We start from the raw sequence: 20738 nt of genomic DNA, 5'->3' as shown, positions 1-20738 counted from the left end.
GGCAAGGGGGCGCTGATCCTGTCCGGCCGGTCACCCCATTCCTCTCCCGGAGGGGGAGGTGGCAGCGAAGCTGACGGAGGGGTAGCGCGCCTCGTGCGATATCGCTGGTGGAGAGCTACCCCTCCACCGCTTCGCGGTCCCCCTCCCCCTCCGGGGGAGGAATGGGTCAGCGGGCCGGTAGCCGCGTGACCGGATCGACCGGGGTGCGGCCCTGGCGGAGCTCGAAATGCAGCTCGGGACGATCGGCGAAGCCCGAATTGCCCGAGAGCGCGATCATCTGGCCTTTCTTGACCGACTGGCCGCGCTGGACGAGCAATTGCCCGGCATGGCCGTAGACCGTGGTCATGCTGTTGCCGTGCTTGACGATGACCAGCCCGCCGAGCGCGGGCACGTCGCTGCCGACATAGGCGACGACGCCGTCGGCGGCGGCGAGCACCGGCGTGTCGAGCGGGACGGCGATCTTGATCCCGTCGTTGCGCTCGCCGCTCTTGCCCGGGCCGAAGCGCTTCACCACCGTGCCGCGCACCGGCCAGGCGAGGTTGCTCGCCACCCGGCTGGCCGGCGCGGCGACCGGGGTGGTCGCCGGCAGCACGCGCGCCGAGGAGGCGGTGGGCTTGGCCGGCTTGGCATTGGCCGCGAGCGCGGGCTGGCCGCCGGTGAGGATATCGTCGATGTCGAGATGGAAGCGCGCGGCGCGCTCCTCGATCGTCTCGGGGCGGCTGCCCGGGATCAGCAGCCGCTGGCCGGTGCGCAGGATATAGGGCTCGGCGAGCGCATTGGTGGAGACGACGCGCGACCATTCGACCTTATAGGCGCGCGCGATCGCGATGCCGGTCTCGCCGGTGCGGACGAGATGATAGCGCCCGCCGGGGATGGTCAGCCGCTGGCCGGGCTGGATCATGAAGGGCGCGGCAAGATTGTTGGCGCGCGCGATCGCCTCGGATCCCGCCCCGGTCTTCGCCGAGATGGTGCGCAGCGTGTCGCCGGGCTGAACCACCCAGGTCGAGCTCGACACCAGCCGCGCGTCGGGCGTGACGCTGCGCGCCTCCCATGCGGGCGGCGGCGCGGGCAAAGCGCGCACGTCCTGATCGAGCGAGCGCCGCTCGAAACGTTCCAGCTCCTGTTGTCGATCGGGAGCCGGCGCATCGTAGCTGCCCGGTCCCCGTCCGGCCTCAGCCGGTATGCAGCCCGACATCGCGAAGACGCCGAACAGCAGTGCCCCCATCCGGCGCATTGCCAGCTCCCTAACCCCTGAAAATTTAATAAGGGAAATGCGGGTGGTTAACAATAGACCGACGCAAGACTTTCCAGCGACTTGCGGTGGGTGAGATCGAGATGGAGCGGGGTGACGGTGACCCAGCCCTGCTCGATCGCCTCGAGATCGGTGCCGGGCTCGGGGGTGTGCGGCAACCGGCTCATCGCGAGCCAATAATAAGGGAAGCCGCGCGGATCGACGCGCTTGTCGAGCCCGACCCGGCCATAGTCGCGCAGCCCCTGCGCGACCGGCTTGATGCCCTTGACCGCTTCGGGCGGCACCGGCGGAAAATTGATGTTGATCAGCGTGCGCGGCGCCCATTCGGCATCGAGCAGCGGCTTGAGCGCGCGTTCGCCCCAGGCTTCGGCGGTATCGAAGGGCACCTTGTCGCCCATGCCGGTCTGGGCGTAGCGCTGGCTGAGCGCGACCGAGCGGATGCCGGCGAGCGCGCCTTCCATCGCCGCCGAGACGGTGCCCGAATAGCTGACGTCCTCGCCGAGATTGCCGCCGCGATTGACCCCCGACAGGACGAGATCGGGCGGCGAATCCGCCATCGCCTCGGCGAGCGCGAACATCACGCAATCGGTGGGCGTGCCGCGCACCGCATAGCGATTGTCGCCGAGACGGCGGACGCGGAACGGCTCGGTGAGCGTCAGCGCGCGGCTCTTGCCCGATTGCTCCTCGGCCGGGGCGACGATCGTGATGTCGTCGGAAAGCGTCCGCGCGATGCGTTCGAGCACGGCGAGGCCGCGCGCGTGGATGCCGTCGTCATTGGTGAGCAGGATTCTCATTTGATCCTCCCCGGGACGGGGAGGGGGACCAGCCGCAGGCTGGTGGAGGGGGCTCTCCGGGAGGGATGTCGCTGGTGGACAGCCCCCTCCGTCAGCGCTTCGCGCTGCCACCTCCCCGTGCCGGGGAGGATCAAGTACGCGGCTCCAGCAGGGTCAGCCCGCCGAGATAGGGCTGAAGCACCGCCGGCACCGCTACCGCGCCGTCCGCCTGCTGATAGTTCTCGATCACCGCGACGAGGGTGCGGCCGACCGCGAGGCCCGAGCCGTTGAGCGTATGGACGAAACGCGTGCCCTTCTCGCCTTCGGGGCGATAGCGGGCGTTCATCCGGCGCGCCTGGAAGTCGGTGCAGGTCGAGCAGGACGAGATCTCGCGATAGCGTGCCTGGCCGGGGAGCCAGACCTCGAGATCATAGGTCCGCGCCGCCGAGAAGCCCATGTCGCCGGTGCACAGCTTCATCCGGCGGAAGGCGAGGCCGAGCTTGTCGAGAATGTCCTCGGCGCAGCCGGTCATCCGCTCGTGCTCGGCATCCGAGGCGTCGGGGGTGACGATCGAGACCATCTCGACCTTCTCGAACTGGTGCTGGCGGATATAGCCGCGCGTGTCGCGCCCGGCCGAACCCGCCTCGGAGCGGAAGCAGGCGGTGAGCGCGGTGAGGCGGATTGGCAGCTCCTCCTGCCGCAAGATCTGCTCGCGGATGCTGTTGGTGAGGCTGACCTCGGAGGTGGGGATCAGCCAGCGGCCGTCGGTCGTCTGGAAGCTGTCCTCGGCGAATTTGGGGAGCTGGCCGGTGCCGAACATCGCCTCCGAGCGGACGAGCACGGGGGGCACCGCCTCCTCATAGCCATGGTCGCGGGTCAGCGTGTCGAGCATGAACTGGCCGAGCGCGCGGTGGAGCCGCGCCGCGGCGCCGCGCACGAAGGTGAAGCGCGTCCCCGAGAGCAGCGCGCCGGTCTCGAAATCGAGCCCGAGCGCGGGGCCGATCGCGTCATGCTCCTTCGCCTCGAAGGCGAAGACGGGCGGCGTGCCGCGCGCGTGGACGAGGGCGTTGTCCTCCTCGTCGGCGCCCTTGGGCACGTCGGCGAGGGGGAGATTGGGGATCGCGGCGAGCGCCTCGGTCAGCGCGGCGCCGACGGCCTTTTCCTCGGCGTCGATCGCGGGCATCCGCTCCTTGAGTTCGGCGACCTCGGCCATCAGATCGGTGGGATCGTCGCGCCGGGCCCTGGCCGCGCCGATCGCCTTCGACACCTCGTTGCGGCGCGCCTGCGTGACCTGCGCCTCGGTGATCAGCGCGCGGCGGCGCTCGTCGAGCGCGAGCAGATCGGCCGATCGCGGTGCGAGCCCGCGCTTCGCCAGACCGGCGTCGAATGCCTCGGGGTTTTCGCGGATGAAGCGGATGTCGTGCATGGCCGGGCGTATGACTGCGCGCGATGGCCTGCGCAACCCTGCGCCGCGCGGCTGCGTTGAGCGATCAGCACCGAAACACAGGAGATGAGCGATGCAGGTTCCGCACGATGCAGTCGTGGTGGTCGCGGATGGCCGGAAGATGCTGTTCCTGAGGAACGAGGGCGATGCGCTGCATCCCAACCTGCAGGTCGAGAAGAAGGTGATCGACAAGCACAACCCGTCACACAATGATCAGGCCACCGACCTCGCCGGCGGCGCATCGAGCACGCGCGGCGGCGGGCAATGGGGCGGGGGCAACATGGAGGAAGTCGACTTCCACCAGCTCGAGGAAGACCGCTTCGCCGCCGAGACCGCCGATCTGCTCCGGAAGCGCGCGCTCGCCAATGACTTCGAGTCGCTGATCATCATCGCCCCGCCGCGGACGCTCGGCGAGCTGCGCAAACATTATCACAAGGAAGTGAGCGACCGGCTGCGCGGCGAGCTCGACAAGGACCTGACCGGGCACACCGTGCCGCAGATCGAGCAGGCGCTGGTCAACGCGGAATAGGCGATCGACCGGGCGGTTTACGCGCCATCGTCACCCCGCGTTCGCGCGGGGGCATCTCCTGCGCTCGCACAAACTACCACGCGGTGGTTGGTAGGGGCGCACGGGGGAGATGGGGCCCCGCGTTCGCGCGGGTGACGGCTTTGTGGGCTTTGGCTGATGCCGTGACGTGTCCGACCTCAGGCCGCCGCGTCGGCGAGCTTCTTCTTGACGAAGCGCTTGCGGGCGACCAGCGCCGCCGCGGCGCCGCCGAACAGCAGGATCATCGGCGGTGCGGGGACCGGCTCGGGGGGCGGACCGCCCGACGAGCCGCTCGAGCCGTGGCCGCCGCAATGCTTGCCCCATTTGCAGCCCCAGCTGCTCGAGGTGCTCCAGCCGCTCGACGTGCTCCAGTTGCCGCTCGACGAGGTGCTCGACGAGGTCGACGATGACGTCGACGACGAGGTGGACGAGGACGTCGAGGACGAAGTCGACGAGCTGACCCCGCTCGAGCTCGAGGTCGAGCTCGACGAGCCGCCGGTCGAGGTCGAAGTCGACGAGCCGCCCGAAGACGTGCTCGTCGACGAGCCCCCGCTCGAAATCTCGATGTTGATGCCGCTGCTGCCCGAGCTGCTGCCTGAGCTGCCGAAGAAGCCGCCGGCGAAGAAGCCGCCGCCGAAGCCGCCATAGCCGCCCGAACCGCCGACGACGCCCGCCGCGGCGCTGCTCGCGGCGGCGACGGTCGGCATCTCACGCGGGGGAAGCGGGATCGGCGCGCCCTGGTTGGTCACGACGACGACCTGCGGCGGGGCCTGGGTCGTGGTGGTCGTGGTCACGCGGCGCACCAGCTTCTTGCGCGCCCCGCTCGCCGCGACCTTGCGCATCACGCGCTTCTTCGCGACGGTATATTGCTGGACCACGCTGGGCTGCGTCACGCGCTCCACGGCGTAGACGCCGCTGCCGCCGATGACTGCGCCGCCACAGGCACATGCGCAGAGTTTCGCCAAGGCCATGCGAACCGACATGATGTCCCACTCTTCCCTGTTGCTGGCGCCTCGCTCCCCACAGGACCGTCAGCAGCTTGTGCGCCTTCAATGCGGAAGAAACGCAAAACAAACTATTAAGCGCAAGCGCAACGAGGGCTGTTTACCTTGTTCCTGGACGATTTTCGCCGCATCTGCCGCAGAGCTTATGGTTAACGTCCGGTTTCGGTACGGTCCCGTGGCTCGTCGCAGCGATACTTGTGAACGAACATGGTTAATCGTCGGCGGCGCGGAGTCGTTGTTCAGCCGTCGCTAATTTCCCCCGTGTTACCGGTGATTAGACAGCGCGCCTGCCATAATAGCGCGCTTGTTTATGCGTCCGCGCGCAAGTATAGGGCGAGCGGGCAAAAGCAGTCATCCAGCGGCTTGGCCACTGGGTGACCGGTGTGGAGAGTGGGGATGGCTACGGTTTTGGAACGTTCCGAGGAACCCGGAAAACATTTTCCGCCGGCCGCGAACGATGGCGACGACGGCTATCGGCCGAGCAACGACGAACCCTTTATGAACCCGCGGCAGCAGGAATATTTCCGCGAGAAGCTGCACGCGTGGAAGGACGCGATCTACCGCGAGGCGGCGGGGACGCTCAACCAGCTCCAGACCGACTCGCTGCGCGAGGCCGATCTCACCGACCGCGCCTCGAGCGAGACCGACTGGTCGATCGAGCTGCGCACCCGCGACCGCCAGCGCAAGCTGATCGCCAAGATCGACGCGGCGCTGCGCCGGATCGACGAAGGCGAATATGGCTATTGCGAAGTGACCGGCGAGCCGATCTCGCTCGCCCGGCTCGAGGCGCGGCCGATCGCGACGATGACGGTCGAGGCGCAGGAGCGCCACGAGCGCAACGAGAAGGTCTCGCGCGACGAATAGCGACATCGGGGGCCGCGCGATTTTTCGGTGCGGCCCCTTAAATTTACGCTTTCGTCAACGATTGCTGCTCTAATTGACGCAGATCAATTTTGCGTTTGAGCAGCTCCGATGGACCAGTTTTCTACCGATTCCGTGAACGCGCTCTCGGCCGATGACTTCACCGGCCAGCGCACCGGCTCGCGCGACAGCCTGTTGCTGACCGCGCAGTTCCGGCTCACCGGCGACGACAAGATCGCGCAGGTTCGCGTGCGCAATCTCTCGTCGGGCGGGTTGATGGCCGAATATGCCGCGCCGGTCGAGATCGGCACCCCGGTCGAGATCGAGGTGCGCGGCGTGGGCTGGGTCAAGGGCCGCATCGCCTGGGCGACCGATGGCCGCGTCGGCGTGGCCTTCGACATCGAGATCGACCCGATGCTCGCGCGCAAGCCGGTCGGCACCGGCGCGCGCTCGCCGCAATTCGCACGACCACCGCTCGCGCGGCGCTGATCGCAGGCCGCGCGCGGCGCCGGCGACTCGGTATTGCATGGGAAATGGGGATATCCGGAGGTGCGGCGCTGAGACCACACCTCCGCAGCAAAGCGCCGGAACCCGGCGCTAGCGGTTCAACTCCTCCTTGACGCGCAGTTTCTGCTTCTTCAATTCCGCGAGCAGCATTTGATCGGGAAGGGGTCGCTGCGACTCGGCAGTGATCCGTTGATCCAGAGTCGAATGCTTGGCATTGAGTGCCGCGAAATGCGCATTCTGCATGGAAGCGTCCTCCTTCGTTAAGCGACCGGGGGGACTCAATAAATCACCTTTCGCGTGGCTTGTCGCCCCCCGTATTCGGCGCAATCGACAGCTTGCGGAAAAGGCGCGATGGTCCGTTACGGGTCCTGTGGGCCCGGGCGCGTGTGCGTAGAGGGGGCGAGATGGAAGAGAGCGAGATCCAGCGGCGGCTCGAAGCGCTCCGGACCGAGCATCGCGACCTCGACGCCGCGATCGAGGCGCTGCGCCTGACCGGGGTGGCCGACCAGCTCCAGATCGCCCGGCTCAAGAAGCGCAAGCTGCGCCTGCGCGACGAGATCTCCCAGCTCGAGGATCATCTGATCCCCGACATCATCGCCTGAGCCTCCCGCGCCGGGACGCAGGTGCTTCAATATTAAGCATTCAACTGCCGCGCGCGATATGGCACTCCTTGTCGGAATGACGGAGCAGGCAACCTCGACGATCCACCGCAGGCTGGTCGACTCGCTCTATGTCGAGGCGATGGTGCTGGCCGACGAGGCGCGCGCCTATTTCGACGTGGTCGGCCGCGCCGAGCGCGACTCGCTCGAGGCGCTGAGCCGCGTCACCTTCTCCTGCGAGTCGCTCAAGGTGACGACGCGGCTGATGCACATCATCGCGTGGCTGCTGACCCAGCGCGCGGTCGCCGCGGGCGAATTGACGCCGGGCGACGCGCTGTCGCCGGCGCGGCGGCTGGGCGAGGCCCCCGAGACCGAAGAGGGCACGCTCGCTTCGATGCCGCTGCAGGCGCGCACGATCATCGCGACGAGCATCGAACTGCACCGCCGGGTGGCGCGGCTCGACACGTCGCTCGACGATCCCGCCGTGGATGACAGCCCGGCGCGGCGGATGCTGGATCGGCTCAGCGCTTCTTTTTGATTTCTTGTTCCTCCCTCGCGAAGCGGGGGAGGGGGACCAGCGAAGCTGGTGGAGGGGGCCTCTCCGCAGGCGATGTTGCCCGGGGAGGCGCCCCCTCCGTCGCCTTCGGCGCCACCTCCCCCGCTGCGCGAGGGAGGATTTGGTTCAGCCCAGCGCCGCTTTCGCCGCGGCATATTCGCGCTTCAGCCGCTCGACTCGCACCGCGGCGGGCTCGATCGCGCTGACCGCGCCGATGCCCTGGCCCGATCCCCAGATTTCCTTCCACGCCTTGGCGCCGCCGAAGTTCATCGCGCTCGGATCGCTCTCGGGCAGCTTCTCGGGATCGAGCCCCGCGGCGACGATCGAGCTGCGCAGATAATTGCCGTGCACCCCGGTGAACAGGTTCGAATAGATGATGTCGGCCGCGCGGCCCTCGACGATGCCCTGCTTATAGGCGTCGACGGCATTGGCCTCGTCGGTGGCGATGAACGGCGAGCCGATATAGGCGAGGTCGGCGCCCATCACCTGCGCGGCGAGGATCGCACGGCCGGTGGCGATCGCGCCCGACAGGATCAGCGGGCCGTCGAACCACTCGCGGACCTCCTGGACGAAGGCGAAGGGATTGAGCCGGCCGGCATGGCCGCCCGCGCCCGCGGCGACGAGGATCAGCCCGTCGGCGCCCTTCTCGACTGCCTTGTGCGCGAAGCGATCGTCGATGACGTCGTGGAGGGTGATCCCGCCCCAGCTGTGCACCGCGTCGTTCAGCTCGGGCCGGGCGCCGAGCGAGGTGATCACGATCGGCACCTTCCATTTGGCGCAGGTGTGGAGATCGGCCTCGAGCCGATCGTTCGAGCGATGGACGATCTGGTTGACCGCGAAGGGCGCGGCGGGAGTGTCGGGATTGGCACGGTCCCAGGCGGCGAGCTCTTCGGTGATCCGGTGGAGCCATTCGTCGAGCAGGCTCTGCGGGCGGGCGTTGAGCGCGGGGAACGAGCCGACGATCCCCGCCTTGCACTGGGCGATCACCAGATCGGGCACCGAGATGATGAACAGCGGCGAGCCGATGACGGGAAGCCGGAGGCGATCGAACAGCGGGGGAAGAGCCATGGATGGGTTTTGTAGCGCAACCGATAGGGCTGTCTATCCCGGCGCGCGCGACGCTACGTCAACGCCAGCGCAGGCGCGACGCATCGACCACAGGAGCGCCCATATTGGCGATGAACGATTCGCGCATTCTCTCGCGATGTGCCGCCGGATACTCCTCGAGCTTCATATTTTCGGCTTCGACCAGCCAGTCGATAAACTGATCAGCCGTCACCGGCCCCGATCGCGGAATCAGATCGGTGACGTGGATCGGTTCGCCATCCTTGCTGCTTCCGCAGCAGCCCATCGTGACGCAGGCGAAGTCCATTAGCCCTTCGAAGCCGCGGACGACCTCTTTCAACTCGGCCGCGTAATCGCGCTGCTTGCTGGCGTAGAGGGCAGCGGAGGCCGTGAGCAGCGCCTTTTGCGCGTCATCTAGCGGGCGGATCGCCCTTGCCGGGGAGCCGACGATGAGATGGCCGGGCGGGAAGGCCTTGCCCTCGGTGACCAGCGCGCCGGCGCCGACGATACAGTCTTCGGGGATCACTGCGCGGTTGAGGATCGTCGCGCCCATGCCGATCAGGCTGCGGTCGCCGATCGTGCAGCCGTGGAGGATCGCGTGATGGCCGACAGTGACGTCGTCGCCGAGCGTGCACGGCGCGCCGGGATCCGAATGGAGCATCGCGCCGTCCTGGACGTTGGTGCGCGCGCCGATCAGGATCGGGGTGTTGTCGGCGCGGATCACGGCGCCGAACCAGATGCTGGCCAGCGCGGAAAGCCGCACGTCACCGATCAGATCGGCGCTCGGCGCGACCCATGCGTCGGGAGCGATTTGAGGCTGGTGGCCGCCGATCGCGTAGAGCGGCATCGGCCTTTAGAAGAGCGACGCGTCGAAGCTGGCGGGCAGGGGCATGTGCAGCCCCATCGCCAGCGCTAGGCCGACCGCGCCGAGCAGGATCGCGAGCGTCGAGGACAGCGAGAACAGCCCCCAGCCGACCAGCGTGACCATCTGCGGGTTCGGGCGCTGCTCGCGCTGGTTACGGCGCATCGCGAACAGCACGAACATCGCCATCATCGCGTAGATCGAAAGGAAAAACTCGGCCATCGTCCTCTTGCCCGCCCCGCATGAACCCCGCAGCAGGCGTTAGCCCGACAAGGTTAACGCTTCAATGCCGGGAACTTGCGGATCATCGCGTAGCCGCCGGCTTTGGTCGCGTACCGGCGCTGGACGATCCGATTGAAAATACATAGCATATGTAAAAAATGGGGGAGAGGGCGGTTGCGGAAGTTGCTGGGAAGCGCGGCGCTCGCCGCGATGCTGCTGTCGGGAACGGCGCTGGCGTCCGACGTCGAGCGCGTCGCGCACGGCGTGATCGTGACGCCCGATCACGGCGCCGCGAAGCGCGTGCGGGTGATCGCCTATGGCGATGCCGCGTTCCGCGTCACCGCCGCGCCGGCGCGCGACTTCAACCTGCCCAAAAGCCTGATGGTCACCGCCGATGCCGCCGGCGACCCGGTGATCACCGAAGCCGGCGGGCTGCTGACGCTCAGACTGCCGCGGGCCACCGCCGAGATCCGGCTCTCCGACGGGCGCGTCCAGTTCCGCGACGCCGGCGGCAAGCTCGTCCTCGCCGAGGAGGCGCAGCGGCGCTTCGCGCCGACCAGCGCCGACGGCAAGCCGTTTCTCGCGACCGCGCAGCAGTTCAACCGCGGCACCGATGAAGGGTTCTACGGGCTCGGCCAGCATCAGAACCGGCAGATGAACTATAATGGCGAGGACGTCGAACTCGGCCAGCACAATATGGACATCGCGATCCCGTTCGTCGTGTCGACGCGCAATTACGGGCTGCTCTGGGACAACAACGCGATCACGCGGTTCGGCAATCCGGCGCCGTACCGGCATGTCGGGCAGGGGCTGAAGGTGACGAGCGGCGGCAAGCCGGGCTGGCAGGCCGATTATTTCCTCGGCGACCGGCTCGCGGTGACCCGGCAGGAGCCGTTCATCGACTATCAGTTCATCAAGGACCAGGCGAACTGGCCCGAAGCGGCGAAGGCACGGACGGTCGCGTCGTCGGAGAGCGGGCAGAACACCGCCGGCGTGGTGGTCGGCCAGCAGCGCGTGGTGTGGCGCGGTAGCGTCACCCCGGACAAGACCGGCACGCACAAGTTCCGGCTCTATTCGTCGAGCTATGTGAAGGTGTTCGCCGACGGCAAGGAAGTGCTGTCGCGCTGGCGGCAGAACTGGAATCCGTGGTTCCACAATTTCGAGCTGGCGATGAACGCGGGCAAGCCGATCGAGCTGCGCGTCGAATGGGAGCCCAATGCCGGCTATCTCGCGCTGTTCCATTCGGACCCGCTGGCGGCGCCCGATCGCCACTCGCTGTGGCTGTCATCGGATGTCGGGCGCGCGATCGACTATTATTATGTCGGCGGGCGCAGCATGGACGAGGTGATCGCCGGCTATCGCGGGCTCACCGGCAAGGCCGAGATGATGCCCAACTGGGCCTATGGCTTCTGGCAGAGCCGCCAGCGCTACGAGACGCAGGACCAATTGCTCGGCGTGGTGCGCGAATATCGCAAGCGGGGAATCCCGCTCGACAACATCGTCCAGGACTGGTTCTACTGGCCCGAGGATCAATGGGGCTGCCATTGCTTCGACGCGAAGCGCTTCCCCGATCCGGCCGGCATGGTCAACGAGGCGCATGCGCTGAACGCCCGGGTGATGATCTCGGTCTGGCCCAAATTCTATCCGAACACGAAGAACGCGCAGGAACTGATGGCGAAGGGCCATCTCTATCTCGGCAATCTCAAGGCGAAGGAGAAGGATTGGGTCGGCAAGGGCTATGAGAACACCGACTACGACCCCTACGCGCCCGAGGCGCGGGAGATCTATTTCCGCCAGATGAAGGAAGGGCTGGTCGACAAGGGCTTCGACGCGTGGTGGATGGACGCGACCGAGCCCGACATTCATTCGAACCTGTCGATCGAGCAGCGCATCGAGCGGATGGGCCCGACCGCGGCGGGACCGGCGGCGGCGCTGTTCAACAGCTTCCCGCTGGTCCATGCCGAGGGCGTCGCCGAGGGGCTGCGGCAGGCGCTGCCCGACAAACGGCCCTTCATCCTCACCCGCTCGGGGTTCGGCGGGCTGCAGCGCGCGAGCGCGGCGCTGTGGTCGGGCGATGTCGCGGCGCGCTGGGACGATCTGCGCGACCAGATCTCGGCCGGGGTCAATCTGTCGATGTCGGGCGTGCCCAACTGGACGCACGATATCGGCGGCTTCGCGCTCGAGGATCGCTACACCAGGCAGGATGCCGCGCACGTCGCCGAATGGCGCGAGCTCAATTTGCGCTGGTTCCAGTTCGGCGCGTTCACGCCGCTGTTCCGCAGCCATGGCGAGACTCCGAAGCGCGAGATCTTCGAGATCGCCGCGGACGACAAGGCGATGTACGAGTCGATGCTATGGTACGACCAGCTGCGCTACCGGCTGATGCCGTACATCTACACCATCGCCGCCGACACCTGGCACCGGGACGGCACGATGATGCGCGGGCTGGTGATGGACTTCCCGGCCGACCGCAGGACGTGGAATGTCGACGACGAATATCTGTTCGGGCCCGCCTTCCTCGCCGCGCCGGTGACGACGTTCAACGCCCGCGGGCGCGACGTATATCTGCCCGCCGGCGCCGGCTGGTACGACTTCGCGACCGGCGCGTTCCTGAAGGGCGGGCAGACGATCGCGGCCGCGGCGCCGCGCGAGCGGATGCCGCTGTTCGTCCGCGCGGGCTCGATCGTGCCGACCGGCGCGGCGATCCAGCATGTCGGCGAGCAGCCCGACGGCCCGATCGTCCTCCATGTCTTCACCGGCGCCGATGGCGGCTTCTCGCTCTACGAGGACGACGGCGTCAGCCCGGGCTACAAGCAGGGCAGGTTCGCGCGGGTGCCGCTGACGTGGAACGAGGCGGCGGGGACGCTGACGATCGGCGCGCGCCAGGGCGGCTATGACGGCATGCCGGGCAAGCGCGCGATCTCGGTGCGCTTCTACACCCCCGGCCGCGCGACCGCGCCCGACTTCGCCGAATCGGCGCAGAGCTTCGTCTATGACGGCAAGCCGATCACCGTGCGGCGACCCTGAGCGCGCATACTGGTAAACCCGGGGTCCGCACCCCATATCGGCGCCATCGCGTGATCGTCGTTCGAGCAAGGCGCGGCTGAGAGATTCTATGTGCTCCCGCTCCAACGGGAGACTTATGTGTCGCGAGCAATCAATATCGATGCCGAACGTGCCGACGTCGAGGCGATGGCGGCCAAGCACAAGGCGGCGATCAGCGCGATCGAGCCGCTGCACCCGCGCGGCACGCGCGTCGTGCTGATGAACATCGATGGCGCCAACGCAGTCGCCAAAGCCTTTGGCAAGCGGGTGCTGACCGGTCCGGTCACGCGGACCCGGCTACGTCCTTGAGCGCGGCCGACGGCCTCCGTCGGCCAGACCAGCCCTATTTCGAAATCTATCGCGCCGACCGCGTGAAGCTCACGTCGATCCTGTTCTCGGGCGAGGATTGGCGCTGGCGCTTTTGCTCGAGCGCCGGCGTGGTCATCGCTTCCGGCGACGGCTTCGGCAGCCAGCGCGCGTGCGTGGCGGCGGTCGAAGCGCTACGCGAAGGCGCCGGAACAGCTACGTTGCGCAGGCGTTCCTGACAGAACTGATCCCGTCGCCATTTCTCCCGTTGAAAGGACTTCTCATACCCCCATCCTCGATCCTCTGCCGCGCGCAGGAAGCCCTGCAGCGCGCCCGTGCGGCTGCCTCGACCCTCACCAGCGTCCGTAAGCAGGCCGAGATCGCCGCCGCGGCATGGGCGAAAGAGGCGGTCGCCGCCGAGCATCGCGAACGCCGTAAACTCGCCGCCGCGGAGCGCGAAGGCCAGTTTGCCGAGCGGAATGCGGGGCCCTTCGGCGACGCGGCCGTGTTGGCCAGCACCTGACCTAGTTGGTCGCCACCGGCTCGCGCCGTTGCGCCGCCGGGGCATTTTCCCAGCCGCCGCCGAGCGCGTTGAACAAGGCGACCTGCGCCTCGGCGAGCGCAGCGTTCGACTGCGCCAGCGCGGCGCGGGCGCCTGCCCGATCGCGTTCGGCGTCGATCCGCTGGAGCAGCGTGTCGCGGCCCGCGCTGAAGCGCAGCCCGGCGATGCGCGCGGCATTGCTCGCCGCCGCCTCGGCGCGGCGCAGCGCGACGTTGCGCTCGATCTCGCCCGAATAGCGCGCGAGCGCCTGCTCGACCTCGCGCAGCGCAGTGAGCACGGTGCCGTCGAAGGTCGCGAGCGAGCCCTCGGCAGTCGCCTCGGCCTGGCGCAGCCGCGAACGGGCCTGGCCCATGTTCGGGAAGCTCCAGCTGATCAGCGGCCCGAGCGAGAAGCTGAACGAATCCTTTTTGGCGAGATCGCCGATATCCTGCGCGCCGAGCGATACCGAGCCGAGCAGCCGGATCGACGGGTAGAGCGCCGCGGTGGCGACGCCGACCCGCGCGGTGTCGGCGGCGAGCGTACGCTCGGCCTGGCGAACATCGGGACGGCGGGCGAGCAGCGCCGCACCGTCGCCGACCGGGATCAGCCCGGTGACCTGCGGCGGCACGGTGCACTGGGCCGCGGCGGCATCGGTCTCTTCGGGCGGACGGCCGGTGAGCGTGGCGAGTGCGTAGAGCGCGGCGCGGCGCTCGGCCTCGAACAGCGGTACCTGCGCGCGGGCATTCTCGGCGAGGACCAGCGTCTGGTCGACATCGCGCTGGGTGCCGCGGCCGGCCTCGAGCAGCCGGCGGGTGAGGCCGAGCGTCTGTTCCTGCAGCGCCGCAGTCTCGCGCGCCACCGCGGCCTGCGCGGCAAAGCTGCACGCCTGGGCATAGGTGCGCGCGGTCTCGGCGGCGATCGCGATGCGGGCGGCGTCGAGCCCGGCCTGCGCCGCCGCGACATCGCCGCGCGCCGCCTCGATCGAGCGCGATACGCCACCGAACAGATCGACCTGATAGCCCGCGTCGAACCCGACCTGGAAGAAGTCGAACTCCTGGCTCTGCACGCCGGGGATCTGGCTGCTTCCCGCGCCTACCCGTTGCCGGGTGTAGCGAGCGCTGAGATCGGTGGTCGGCAGCCGCTGGTTGCGCGCTTCCGACAGCACCGCGCGGACGCGGCGGAGATTGGCGGCGGCGACGCGGATATCGGTATTGTGCGCCAGCGCGTCGACCACCAGCCGATCGAGCACGGGATCGCGGAAGAGATGCCACCATTCGCCCTCGACCGCGCCCGTCGAGACCTTGGTCGTGCCCGGATCGACGAACGTCCCCGCCGCGGCTTGCGGCGTTGCGGGGCGCTCGTAATTCGGGCCGACGGCGCAGGCGGAGAGCAATCCGGCGGCGAGCAGAGACAGGCGCTTCATGCCGTGGCCTCCGCTTCGGGCGCAGGCGGCGTTTCGGGCTTCTTGTGCGAGAAGCGCGCGCGCTGCCGCTCCGCCCAGCCCGCGAGCTTGCGGACCATCACGTAGAAGGCCGGGGTGAACAACAGCCCGAAGAAGGTCACCCCGATCATCCCGAAGAACACCGCGACGCCGAGCGCCTGGCGGAGCTCCGCCGCCGCGCCGGTGGCGATCACCAGCGGCAGCACGCCGAGGATGAACGCGATCGAGGTCATGATGATCGGCCGCATGCGCTGATGCGCGGCCTGCTCCGCCGCGGCGCGCGGTTCGAGCCCTTGCTCCTCCTCGCCCTGCCGCGCGAACTCGACGATCAGGATGGCGTTCTTGGCGGCGAGGCCAATCAGCACGACGAGACCGATCTGGGTGAGGATGTTGTTGTCGAGACCCATCACGTTCACACCGAGGATCGCGGCGAGCAGGCACATCGGCACGATCAGGATCACCGCCAGCGGCAGCACGAGGCTCTCGTAGAGCGCCGCGAGCAGCAGGAAGACGAACACCACCGCGAGCCCGAACGCGATCAGCCCGGTATTGCCCGCCTGACGCTGCTCGAACGCGAGCTCGGTCCATTCGAACCCCATGCCCTTGGGCAGCGTCTTCGCGGCGAGCGCCTCCATCGAATCGAGCGACTGGCCGGTCGAATAGCCGGGCTTGGTGTCGCCCATCAGCTCGGCGGCGGGATAGAGGTTGTAGCGCACCACGCGATACGGACCGGCATCGTTCTTGAGCGCCATCACCGCGCTCATCGGCACCATCTGGCCCGAGGCCGAGCGCGTCTTGAGCACCTGGATGTCCGACGCGTCGTCGCGATAGGGCGCGTCGGCCTGCGCGGTCACGCGGAAGGTGCGGCCGAGATAGTTGAAGTCGTTGACATAGGCCGAGCCGAGATAGGAGCCGAGCGTCGAATAGATGTTCGCCACCGGCACGCCCATCCGCTCGGCGCGATCGCGATCGACATCGGCGGTGAGGCGCGGGGTGCCCGTGTTGAACAGCGAGAAGGCGCCGGCGACGCCCTCGGCCTGGTTGGCGCCCATCATCATCGCCATCGATGCCTGGGCGAGCGCCTGATAGCCGGCGCCGCTACGATCCTGGATCATCATCTTGAAGCCGCCGCCGGTGCCGATGCCGGGAACGGGCGGGGGCGCGATGATGATGATGTCGCCGCCCTTGATCCCGCCCAGCGCCGGATAGAGCGCCTGCTGGATCTCGTCGGCGCTCTGCTTGCGATCGGCATGCGGCTTCAGCGCGAAGAAGATCACGCCCGCGTTCGGCGCGGTCGAGAAGCTCGCGCCGTCGAGGCCGGCGAAGCCGATCGAGGTCTGCACGCCGTCGAGCTTCATCGACTCCTTGATCGCCTCGCGCACCACCGTGTCGGTGCGCTGGAGCGACGAGCCCGGCGGCAGCGAGACCACGCCGATCAGATAGCCCTGATCCTGCGGCGGGATGAAGCCGCTCGGCGTCGCGGTGAAGCGCCACGCCACGACGAGGATCAGGCCGAGATAGATCACGCCGACGATCACCAGCATCCGCACCAGCCGCGCGGTGAGGCGGCTATATTTGTGCGAGAGCCAGTTGAAGCCGCTGTTGAACTTGCGTCCCAGCCGCCCGGGCAGGCCGCGCCAGCCGGGCGTCGGTTCCCTGCCATGCTCGGGCTTCTTGAGCACGAGCGCGCACAGGGCCGGCGACAGCGTCAGCGAGACGAAGGCCGAGATGATCGTCGCCGAGGCGATGGTGATCGCGAACTGCTGGTAGAAGGCGCCCGAGATGCCCGGGATGAACATCGTCGGGATGAACACGCCGACGAGCACCAGCGAGATCGCGACGATCGCGCCCGACACTTCGTCCATCGTCTTGTGCGCGGCCTCGCGCGGGCTGATGTCCTCTTCCTCCATCAGGCGCTCGACATTCTCGACGACGACGATCGCGTCGTCGACGACGATGCCGATCGCGAGCACGAGCCCGAACAGCGACAGCGTGTTGAGCGAGTAGCCGAAGGCGAGCAGCACCGCGAAGGCGCCGACCAGCGACACCGGGATCGCGATGATCGGGATGATCGCGGTGCGCCAGCTCTGCAGGAAGACGAGCACCACCAGCACGACGAGGATCAGCGCCTCGATCAGCGTATGCTCCACCGCGCTGATCGACTCGGCGATATAGTCGGTGGGATTGTAGTCGATCGAATATTTCATCCCCGCGGGGAAGCTCTGGGCGAGCGTGTCGAGCTCCTTCTTCACGGCATCGGCCGTGGCGAGCGCGTTCGAACCCGGCATCTGGAAGATGCCCATGCCGACGGCGCTCTTGCCGCCGAGATAGCCGTTGAAGTTGTAGTCCTGCGCCCCGAGCTCGACCCGCGCGACGTCGCGCAGGAAGGTCAGCCGGCCCTGATCGTCGCGCTTGACCACGACCGCGCCGAATTCCTCGGGCGAACTGAGGCGCCCGCGCGCCTGCACGCCGAGCTCGAAGGCCGGGCTGGCCTTGCCATAGGGCGGCTGGCCGACGGCGCCGGCGGCGACCTGAAGGTTCTGGCCGCGGATCGCATTGACCACTTCGTCGACGGTCATGTCGCGCGCGGCGGCGAGGCCGGGGTCGATCCACACGCGCATGTTATAGTCGCGGCCGCCGAACGCCTGCGCCTGGCCGACTCCGGGCACGCGGGCGATGCGATCGAGCACCTGCAGCGTGACGTAGTTCGAGATATACTGGATATCGAGGCTGTTGTCGGGCGAAGTGAAGAACACGACCATCAGGAAGTCGGGCGAGTTCTTGTTCACCGTGATGCCGAGACGACGGACGTCCTCGGGCAGGCGCGGCTCGGCCTGCGCGACGCGGTTCTGCACCAGCACCTGCGCCTGATCGACGTCGGTACCCTGCTTGAAGCTGATCGTGATCTGCGTCTGTCCGTTACCGGTCGACGACGAGGTCATGTAGATCATGTTCTCGACGCCGTTGATCGCCTGTTCGAGCGGCGCGGCGACGGTCTCTGCCAGCGTCTCGGCGCTCGCACCCGGATAGGTGGCGGTCACCACCACGGTGGGCGGAGCGATGCTCGGATACTGGGCGACCGGCAGCGACGGATAGGCGATCGCGCCGATGATCACGATCAGGATCGAGAGCACCGCCGCGAAGATCGGCCGCTCGATGAAGAAATGGGGGAACTTCATCGGGGCGGCCTAGCGGATCGTCGCCTGGCCCGAAGCCGGCTCCCGCGTCGCCGCGGTCGGCGCGGCCTGTCGGGTCGGATCGGCCTTGATCACGCCCTTGACCGGCGAGACCGGGGCGCCGGGCTGGATGCGGCCCATTCCGGTGATCACCACCAGGTCGGTCGGTGCCAGACCGTCGCGGACGATGCGCAGGCCCTCGACCATCGCGCCGACCTCGACCGGACGCGGTGCCGCCTTGTTGTCCTTGCCGACGACATAGACGAGGCGACGGGTCTGGTCGGTGACGGCTGCCTCGTCGGGGATCAGCATGGCCTTGTAGGTGCCCGAGCCGAGCAGTCGCGCGCGGCCGAACATGCCGGGAGTGAGGAACCGCGTCGGGTTCTGCACCACCGCATGTGCGCGGATCGTGCCCGAATTGGGATCGACGGCATTGTCGAGGAACTCCATCCGGCCGCTCCAGCGATACTCGGTCTCGTCGGCGAGCTGGATCTGGATGGGGTTGGGCGTGTTGCGCGAGGAACCGCGCTCGCCGCGCTTATCCTGGCGGAGATTCTTGAGGTAGAAGGCCTCGGCGCCCTCGAACTGGAACCAGATCGGGTCGAGCGAGACGATGCGGGTGAGCACCGTCTGGCCGTCCGCCACCGAGTCGCCGATGCTGACCCGGCGATCCGACATGCGGCCGCTGAACGGCGCGCGGACGGTGGTGAAGCTGAGGTTGAGCTCGGCGGCGTTGATCGCGGCACGCGCCGCCGCGAGATCGGCGGCGGCGGTACGCTCGGCGGCGATATTCGCCTCGAGCTCCTCGGTGCTCACTGCCTGCGCGGTCGCGAGCTTGCGGCTGCGCGCCGTCACCTGGCGGGCGTTGGACAGCGCGGCATTGGCGCGCGACGCCTGTGCCTGCGCCTGGGCGAGCGCGGCGCGATAGGGACGCGGGTCGATCGTGAGCAAGGGCGCCCCCTGGCGCACATCCTGCCCGTCGCTGAAATGGATCGCGGTCACCACGCCGTTGACGCGCGGACGGATCTCGACGTCCTGCGGCGCGACGAAGCGGCCGGTATAATCGTCCCAGTCGACGACTTCGCGCTGGAGCGGGGTGGCAACGGTCACCTGCGGCGGGGGCGGGGCAGGCGGCGCCTGCTCCCCGCCGCAACCGGCAAGCAGCGTGAATCCGATAAGAACGAGCGCGCGCCTCACAGAGAACTCCCTTTTCTGCGGTGCAGCAAGTAACGCCCCCGGCGAGCGTTGCAAGCAGATTCGTACCTATCGGTAGGAATTGAAGGGGCCGCCGCAAGACCTGCGATCGACAATCGATGTTGCGGTAACCGGGATCATGCGTTCAACTATTTCAGACCTTCAGGACGAACCCTCATGAGGCCGCTCACCGACGCGCATCTGGCCATTCTCCGGCGCCATATGGTCGAGCTGATCGATATCGAATTCGATCTGTTGCAGGAGGAGATCGGCCGGCCCGCACCGTCGCCGCGGGTGCGCGACGCGGTGCTGGCGGTGCCGCGGCACCTGTTCGTGCCGGCGCAGTTCGCGGCGCTCGCCTATCAGAACAGCCCCCTGCCGATCGGCTTCGACAAGACGATCTCGCAGCCCTTCATGGCGGCGCTGATGATCGAACTGCTCGACCTCGCCGAGACCGACAGCGTGCTCGAGGTGGGCACCGGGCTGGGCTACCAGACCGCGATCCTCGCGCGACTCGCCGCGCGGGTGTGGAGCGTCGAGGTGGTCGAGGAGTTCGCCGGGATCGCCGATGCCCGGCTGATCGCGCTCGGGCACGAGCGGGTCGCGATCCGGATCGGCGACGGATCGCGCGGCTGGGCCGAGGCGGCGCCGTTCGACGCGATTCTCGTCTGCGCCGCGGCGCGCGAGGTGCCGGAGGCGCTGGTCGCGCAGCTGAGCCCCGAGGGCGGAAGGCTGGTGATGCCGATCGGCGATCCCGGCGCGCAGCGGCTGGTGCGTGGCGTGCGCGAGGGCGACGAGTTGATCCTGCGCGAAATAATGGCGGTCCAGTTCACCCAGCTCGAGACGGTCTGACGCATCCGGAAAGGCGCGCCGTCGACTCATCGCTTGACACCGGCGCGCCGTACGGGCGTTGGGGCGGGACTATGGCGAAATCGGCTACCGACCTGATGCAGGAGATTCTGTTCTCCACCGTCCTCGATTCGATCGTGGCGCTGAAGGACGCCTCCAACGGGCTCCCCAACCTGCTGGTGCGCGAGGTCAACAGCATCCATCCGAACACGACCTTCGCCGATCTGCCGAAGGACGTGCAGGCGGCGATCGCCACCAATGTGCGCTCGGCATTCACCAGGCTGCTCAAGGAAGGCTATTCGGTCGCGCAGGGCGTCGAGCAGCGCCGGCCCGCGCCGGCTTCGCCGTCGCCCTCGCATCGCCCGCGGGGCGGTGGCGGCGAGCGACGCCCCCCGCGCGACGGCGGCGGGCGTCCGCCGCGCGGCGAGGGCGGGCAGGGCCCGAAGCGCGGCCCGAGTGGCGGCGGTGGCGGCAGGCCGCGCCGACCCTGAGCT

The 20738-nt window shown here is 68.2% G+C and carries 21 protein-coding genes and 1 pseudogene; 11 read left to right on the top strand and 11 right to left on the bottom strand.

All coding sequences use genetic code 11. From position 1 onward, the window contains the following. Positions 1–166 precede the first annotated feature (166 nt). The 3 genes from E5A74_RS01940 to serS all read right to left on the bottom strand — a co-directional run bounded on the left by E5A74_RS01940 (position 167) and on the right by serS (position 3451). Positions 167–1234: a M23 family metallopeptidase gene (locus E5A74_RS01940; protein ID WP_135982295.1), complete on the bottom strand. Its 1068-nt coding sequence runs from the start codon at positions 1232–1234 to the stop codon at positions 167–169. 47 nt (positions 1235–1281) lie between these two features. Then, on the bottom strand, positions 1282–2046 hold the full coding sequence (gene surE, locus E5A74_RS01935) for a 5'/3'-nucleotidase SurE (RefSeq protein ID WP_135982293.1): 765 nt from the start codon (positions 2044–2046) through the stop codon (positions 1282–1284). Between the two features lie 130 nt (positions 2047–2176). Next, entirely contained in the window at positions 2177–3451 is a 1275-nt protein-coding gene (gene serS / locus E5A74_RS01930; RefSeq protein WP_135982291.1) for a serine--tRNA ligase, read from the bottom strand. Between the two features lie 91 nt (positions 3452–3542). Here serS and E5A74_RS01925 point away from each other — a divergent pair, with 91 nt between their 5' ends. After that, complete coding sequence (locus tag E5A74_RS01925; RefSeq protein ID WP_135982289.1) at positions 3543–3998, top strand: host attachment family protein; 456 nt, start codon at positions 3543–3545, stop codon at positions 3996–3998. Positions 3999–4174: 176 nt separating this feature from the next. Here the strand turns inward: E5A74_RS01925 and E5A74_RS01920 are convergent, their stop codons facing one another. After that, positions 4175–4987: a hypothetical protein gene (locus E5A74_RS01920; protein ID WP_240699599.1), complete on the bottom strand. Its 813-nt coding sequence runs from the start codon at positions 4985–4987 to the stop codon at positions 4175–4177. Positions 4988–5416: 429 nt separating this feature from the next. Between E5A74_RS01920 and dksA the strand changes: the two genes are divergently transcribed. Together dksA and E5A74_RS01910 are read left to right on the top strand one after the other, a co-directional pair. Continuing rightward, entirely contained in the window at positions 5417–5884 is a 468-nt protein-coding gene (dksA, locus tag E5A74_RS01915; protein ID WP_135982286.1) for an RNA polymerase-binding protein DksA, read from the top strand. A 108-nt stretch (positions 5885–5992) separates the two neighbouring features. Then, a complete protein-coding gene (locus tag E5A74_RS01910) occupies positions 5993–6370 on the top strand; it encodes a PilZ domain-containing protein (RefSeq protein ID WP_135982284.1) in 378 nt (125 codons plus the stop codon). A gap of 108 nt (positions 6371–6478) precedes the next feature. On the opposite strand, the gene E5A74_RS01905 is transcribed toward E5A74_RS01910, so the two are convergent. Continuing rightward, entirely contained in the window at positions 6479–6631 is a 153-nt protein-coding gene (locus tag E5A74_RS01905; protein WP_135982282.1) for a YdcH family protein, read from the bottom strand. Between the two features lie 161 nt (positions 6632–6792). On the opposite strand from E5A74_RS01905, the gene E5A74_RS01900 reads away from it, so the two are divergent. Both E5A74_RS01900 and E5A74_RS01895 read left to right on the top strand, forming a co-directional pair. Further along, positions 6793–6990 carry a YdcH family protein gene (locus E5A74_RS01900; RefSeq protein WP_135982280.1) on the top strand — a complete coding sequence of 66 codons (198 nt, stop codon included), beginning with the start codon at positions 6793–6795 and terminating at the stop codon, positions 6988–6990. Positions 6991–7066: 76 nt separating this feature from the next. After that, positions 7067–7525, top strand: a complete 459-nt coding sequence (locus E5A74_RS01895; protein ID WP_135982278.1) for a DUF1465 family protein — start codon at positions 7067–7069, stop codon at positions 7523–7525. A 144-nt stretch (positions 7526–7669) separates the two neighbouring features. Here E5A74_RS01895 and E5A74_RS01890 read toward each other — a convergent pair whose 3' ends face one another. The 3 genes and pseudogenes from E5A74_RS01890 to E5A74_RS01880 all read right to left on the bottom strand — a co-directional run bounded on the left by E5A74_RS01890 (position 7670) and on the right by E5A74_RS01880 (position 9692). Beyond that, on the bottom strand, positions 7670–8611 hold the full coding sequence (locus E5A74_RS01890; protein WP_135982276.1) for an NAD(P)H-dependent flavin oxidoreductase: 942 nt from the start codon (positions 8609–8611) through the stop codon (positions 7670–7672). 325 nt (positions 8612–8936) lie between these two features. Beyond that, positions 8937–9455: pseudogene (locus tag E5A74_RS01885) on the bottom strand (gamma carbonic anhydrase family protein); the annotation flags it as partial. A gap of 6 nt (positions 9456–9461) precedes the next feature. Next, positions 9462–9692 (bottom strand): hypothetical protein, encoded by a 231-nt coding sequence (locus tag E5A74_RS01880; RefSeq protein WP_135982272.1) that lies wholly within the window; start codon positions 9690–9692, stop codon positions 9462–9464. A gap of 174 nt (positions 9693–9866) precedes the next feature. On the opposite strand from E5A74_RS01880, the gene E5A74_RS01875 reads away from it, so the two are divergent. The 4 genes from E5A74_RS01875 (at position 9867) to E5A74_RS01860 (ending at position 13566) form a co-directional block, all read left to right on the top strand. Further along, positions 9867–12719, top strand: coding sequence for a TIM-barrel domain-containing protein (locus tag E5A74_RS01875; protein ID WP_135982270.1), 2853 nt, complete (start codon positions 9867–9869; stop codon positions 12717–12719). Between the two features lie 117 nt (positions 12720–12836). Further along, positions 12837–13046, top strand: a complete 210-nt coding sequence (locus E5A74_RS01870) for a hypothetical protein (protein ID WP_135982268.1) — start codon at positions 12837–12839, stop codon at positions 13044–13046. After that, entirely contained in the window at positions 13043–13282 is a 240-nt protein-coding gene (locus tag E5A74_RS01865; RefSeq protein WP_135982266.1) for a YegP family protein, read from the top strand. Before E5A74_RS01870 ends, E5A74_RS01865 begins: the two co-directional genes overlap by 4 nt. Before the next feature lie 29 nt (positions 13283–13311). Then, on the top strand, positions 13312–13566 hold the full coding sequence (locus E5A74_RS01860; protein ID WP_135982264.1) for a hypothetical protein: 255 nt from the start codon (positions 13312–13314) through the stop codon (positions 13564–13566). A 1-nt stretch (position 13567) separates the two neighbouring features. On the opposite strand, the gene E5A74_RS01855 is transcribed toward E5A74_RS01860, so the two are convergent. Genes E5A74_RS01855 through E5A74_RS01845 form a run of 3 tightly spaced genes read right to left on the bottom strand, consistent with a single transcriptional unit; the run spans position 13568 to position 19398 of the window. Further along, entirely contained in the window at positions 13568–15007 is a 1440-nt protein-coding gene (locus E5A74_RS01855) for an efflux transporter outer membrane subunit (RefSeq protein ID WP_135982262.1), read from the bottom strand. Then, complete coding sequence (locus tag E5A74_RS01850) at positions 15004–18204, bottom strand: efflux RND transporter permease subunit (RefSeq protein WP_135982260.1); 3201 nt, start codon at positions 18202–18204, stop codon at positions 15004–15006. The genes E5A74_RS01855 and E5A74_RS01850 overlap by 4 nt, the downstream gene beginning before the upstream one ends. Positions 18205–18213: 9 nt before the next feature. Next, the gene (locus E5A74_RS01845; RefSeq protein WP_135982258.1) at positions 18214–19398 is read right to left on the bottom strand and encodes an efflux RND transporter periplasmic adaptor subunit; all 1185 of its coding nucleotides are present in this window, start codon (positions 19396–19398) and stop codon (positions 18214–18216) included. Between the two features lie 174 nt (positions 19399–19572). Here E5A74_RS01845 and E5A74_RS01840 point away from each other — a divergent pair, with 174 nt between their 5' ends. Then, a complete protein-coding gene (locus E5A74_RS01840; protein WP_135982256.1) occupies positions 19573–20247 on the top strand; it encodes a protein-L-isoaspartate(D-aspartate) O-methyltransferase in 675 nt (224 codons plus the stop codon). A gap of 71 nt (positions 20248–20318) precedes the next feature. After that, the gene (locus tag E5A74_RS01835) at positions 20319–20735 is read left to right on the top strand and encodes a hypothetical protein (RefSeq protein ID WP_206365740.1); all 417 of its coding nucleotides are present in this window, start codon (positions 20319–20321) and stop codon (positions 20733–20735) included. Positions 20736–20738 lie beyond the last annotated feature (3 nt).

The organism is Sphingomonas naasensis, assembly GCF_004792695.1.
Classification (GTDB): domain Bacteria; phylum Pseudomonadota; class Alphaproteobacteria; order Sphingomonadales; family Sphingomonadaceae; genus Sphingomonas; species Sphingomonas naasensis.
Note: the sequence above shows the minus strand (reverse complement) of the source record. Positions and strands in the feature narration are given on the sequence as shown.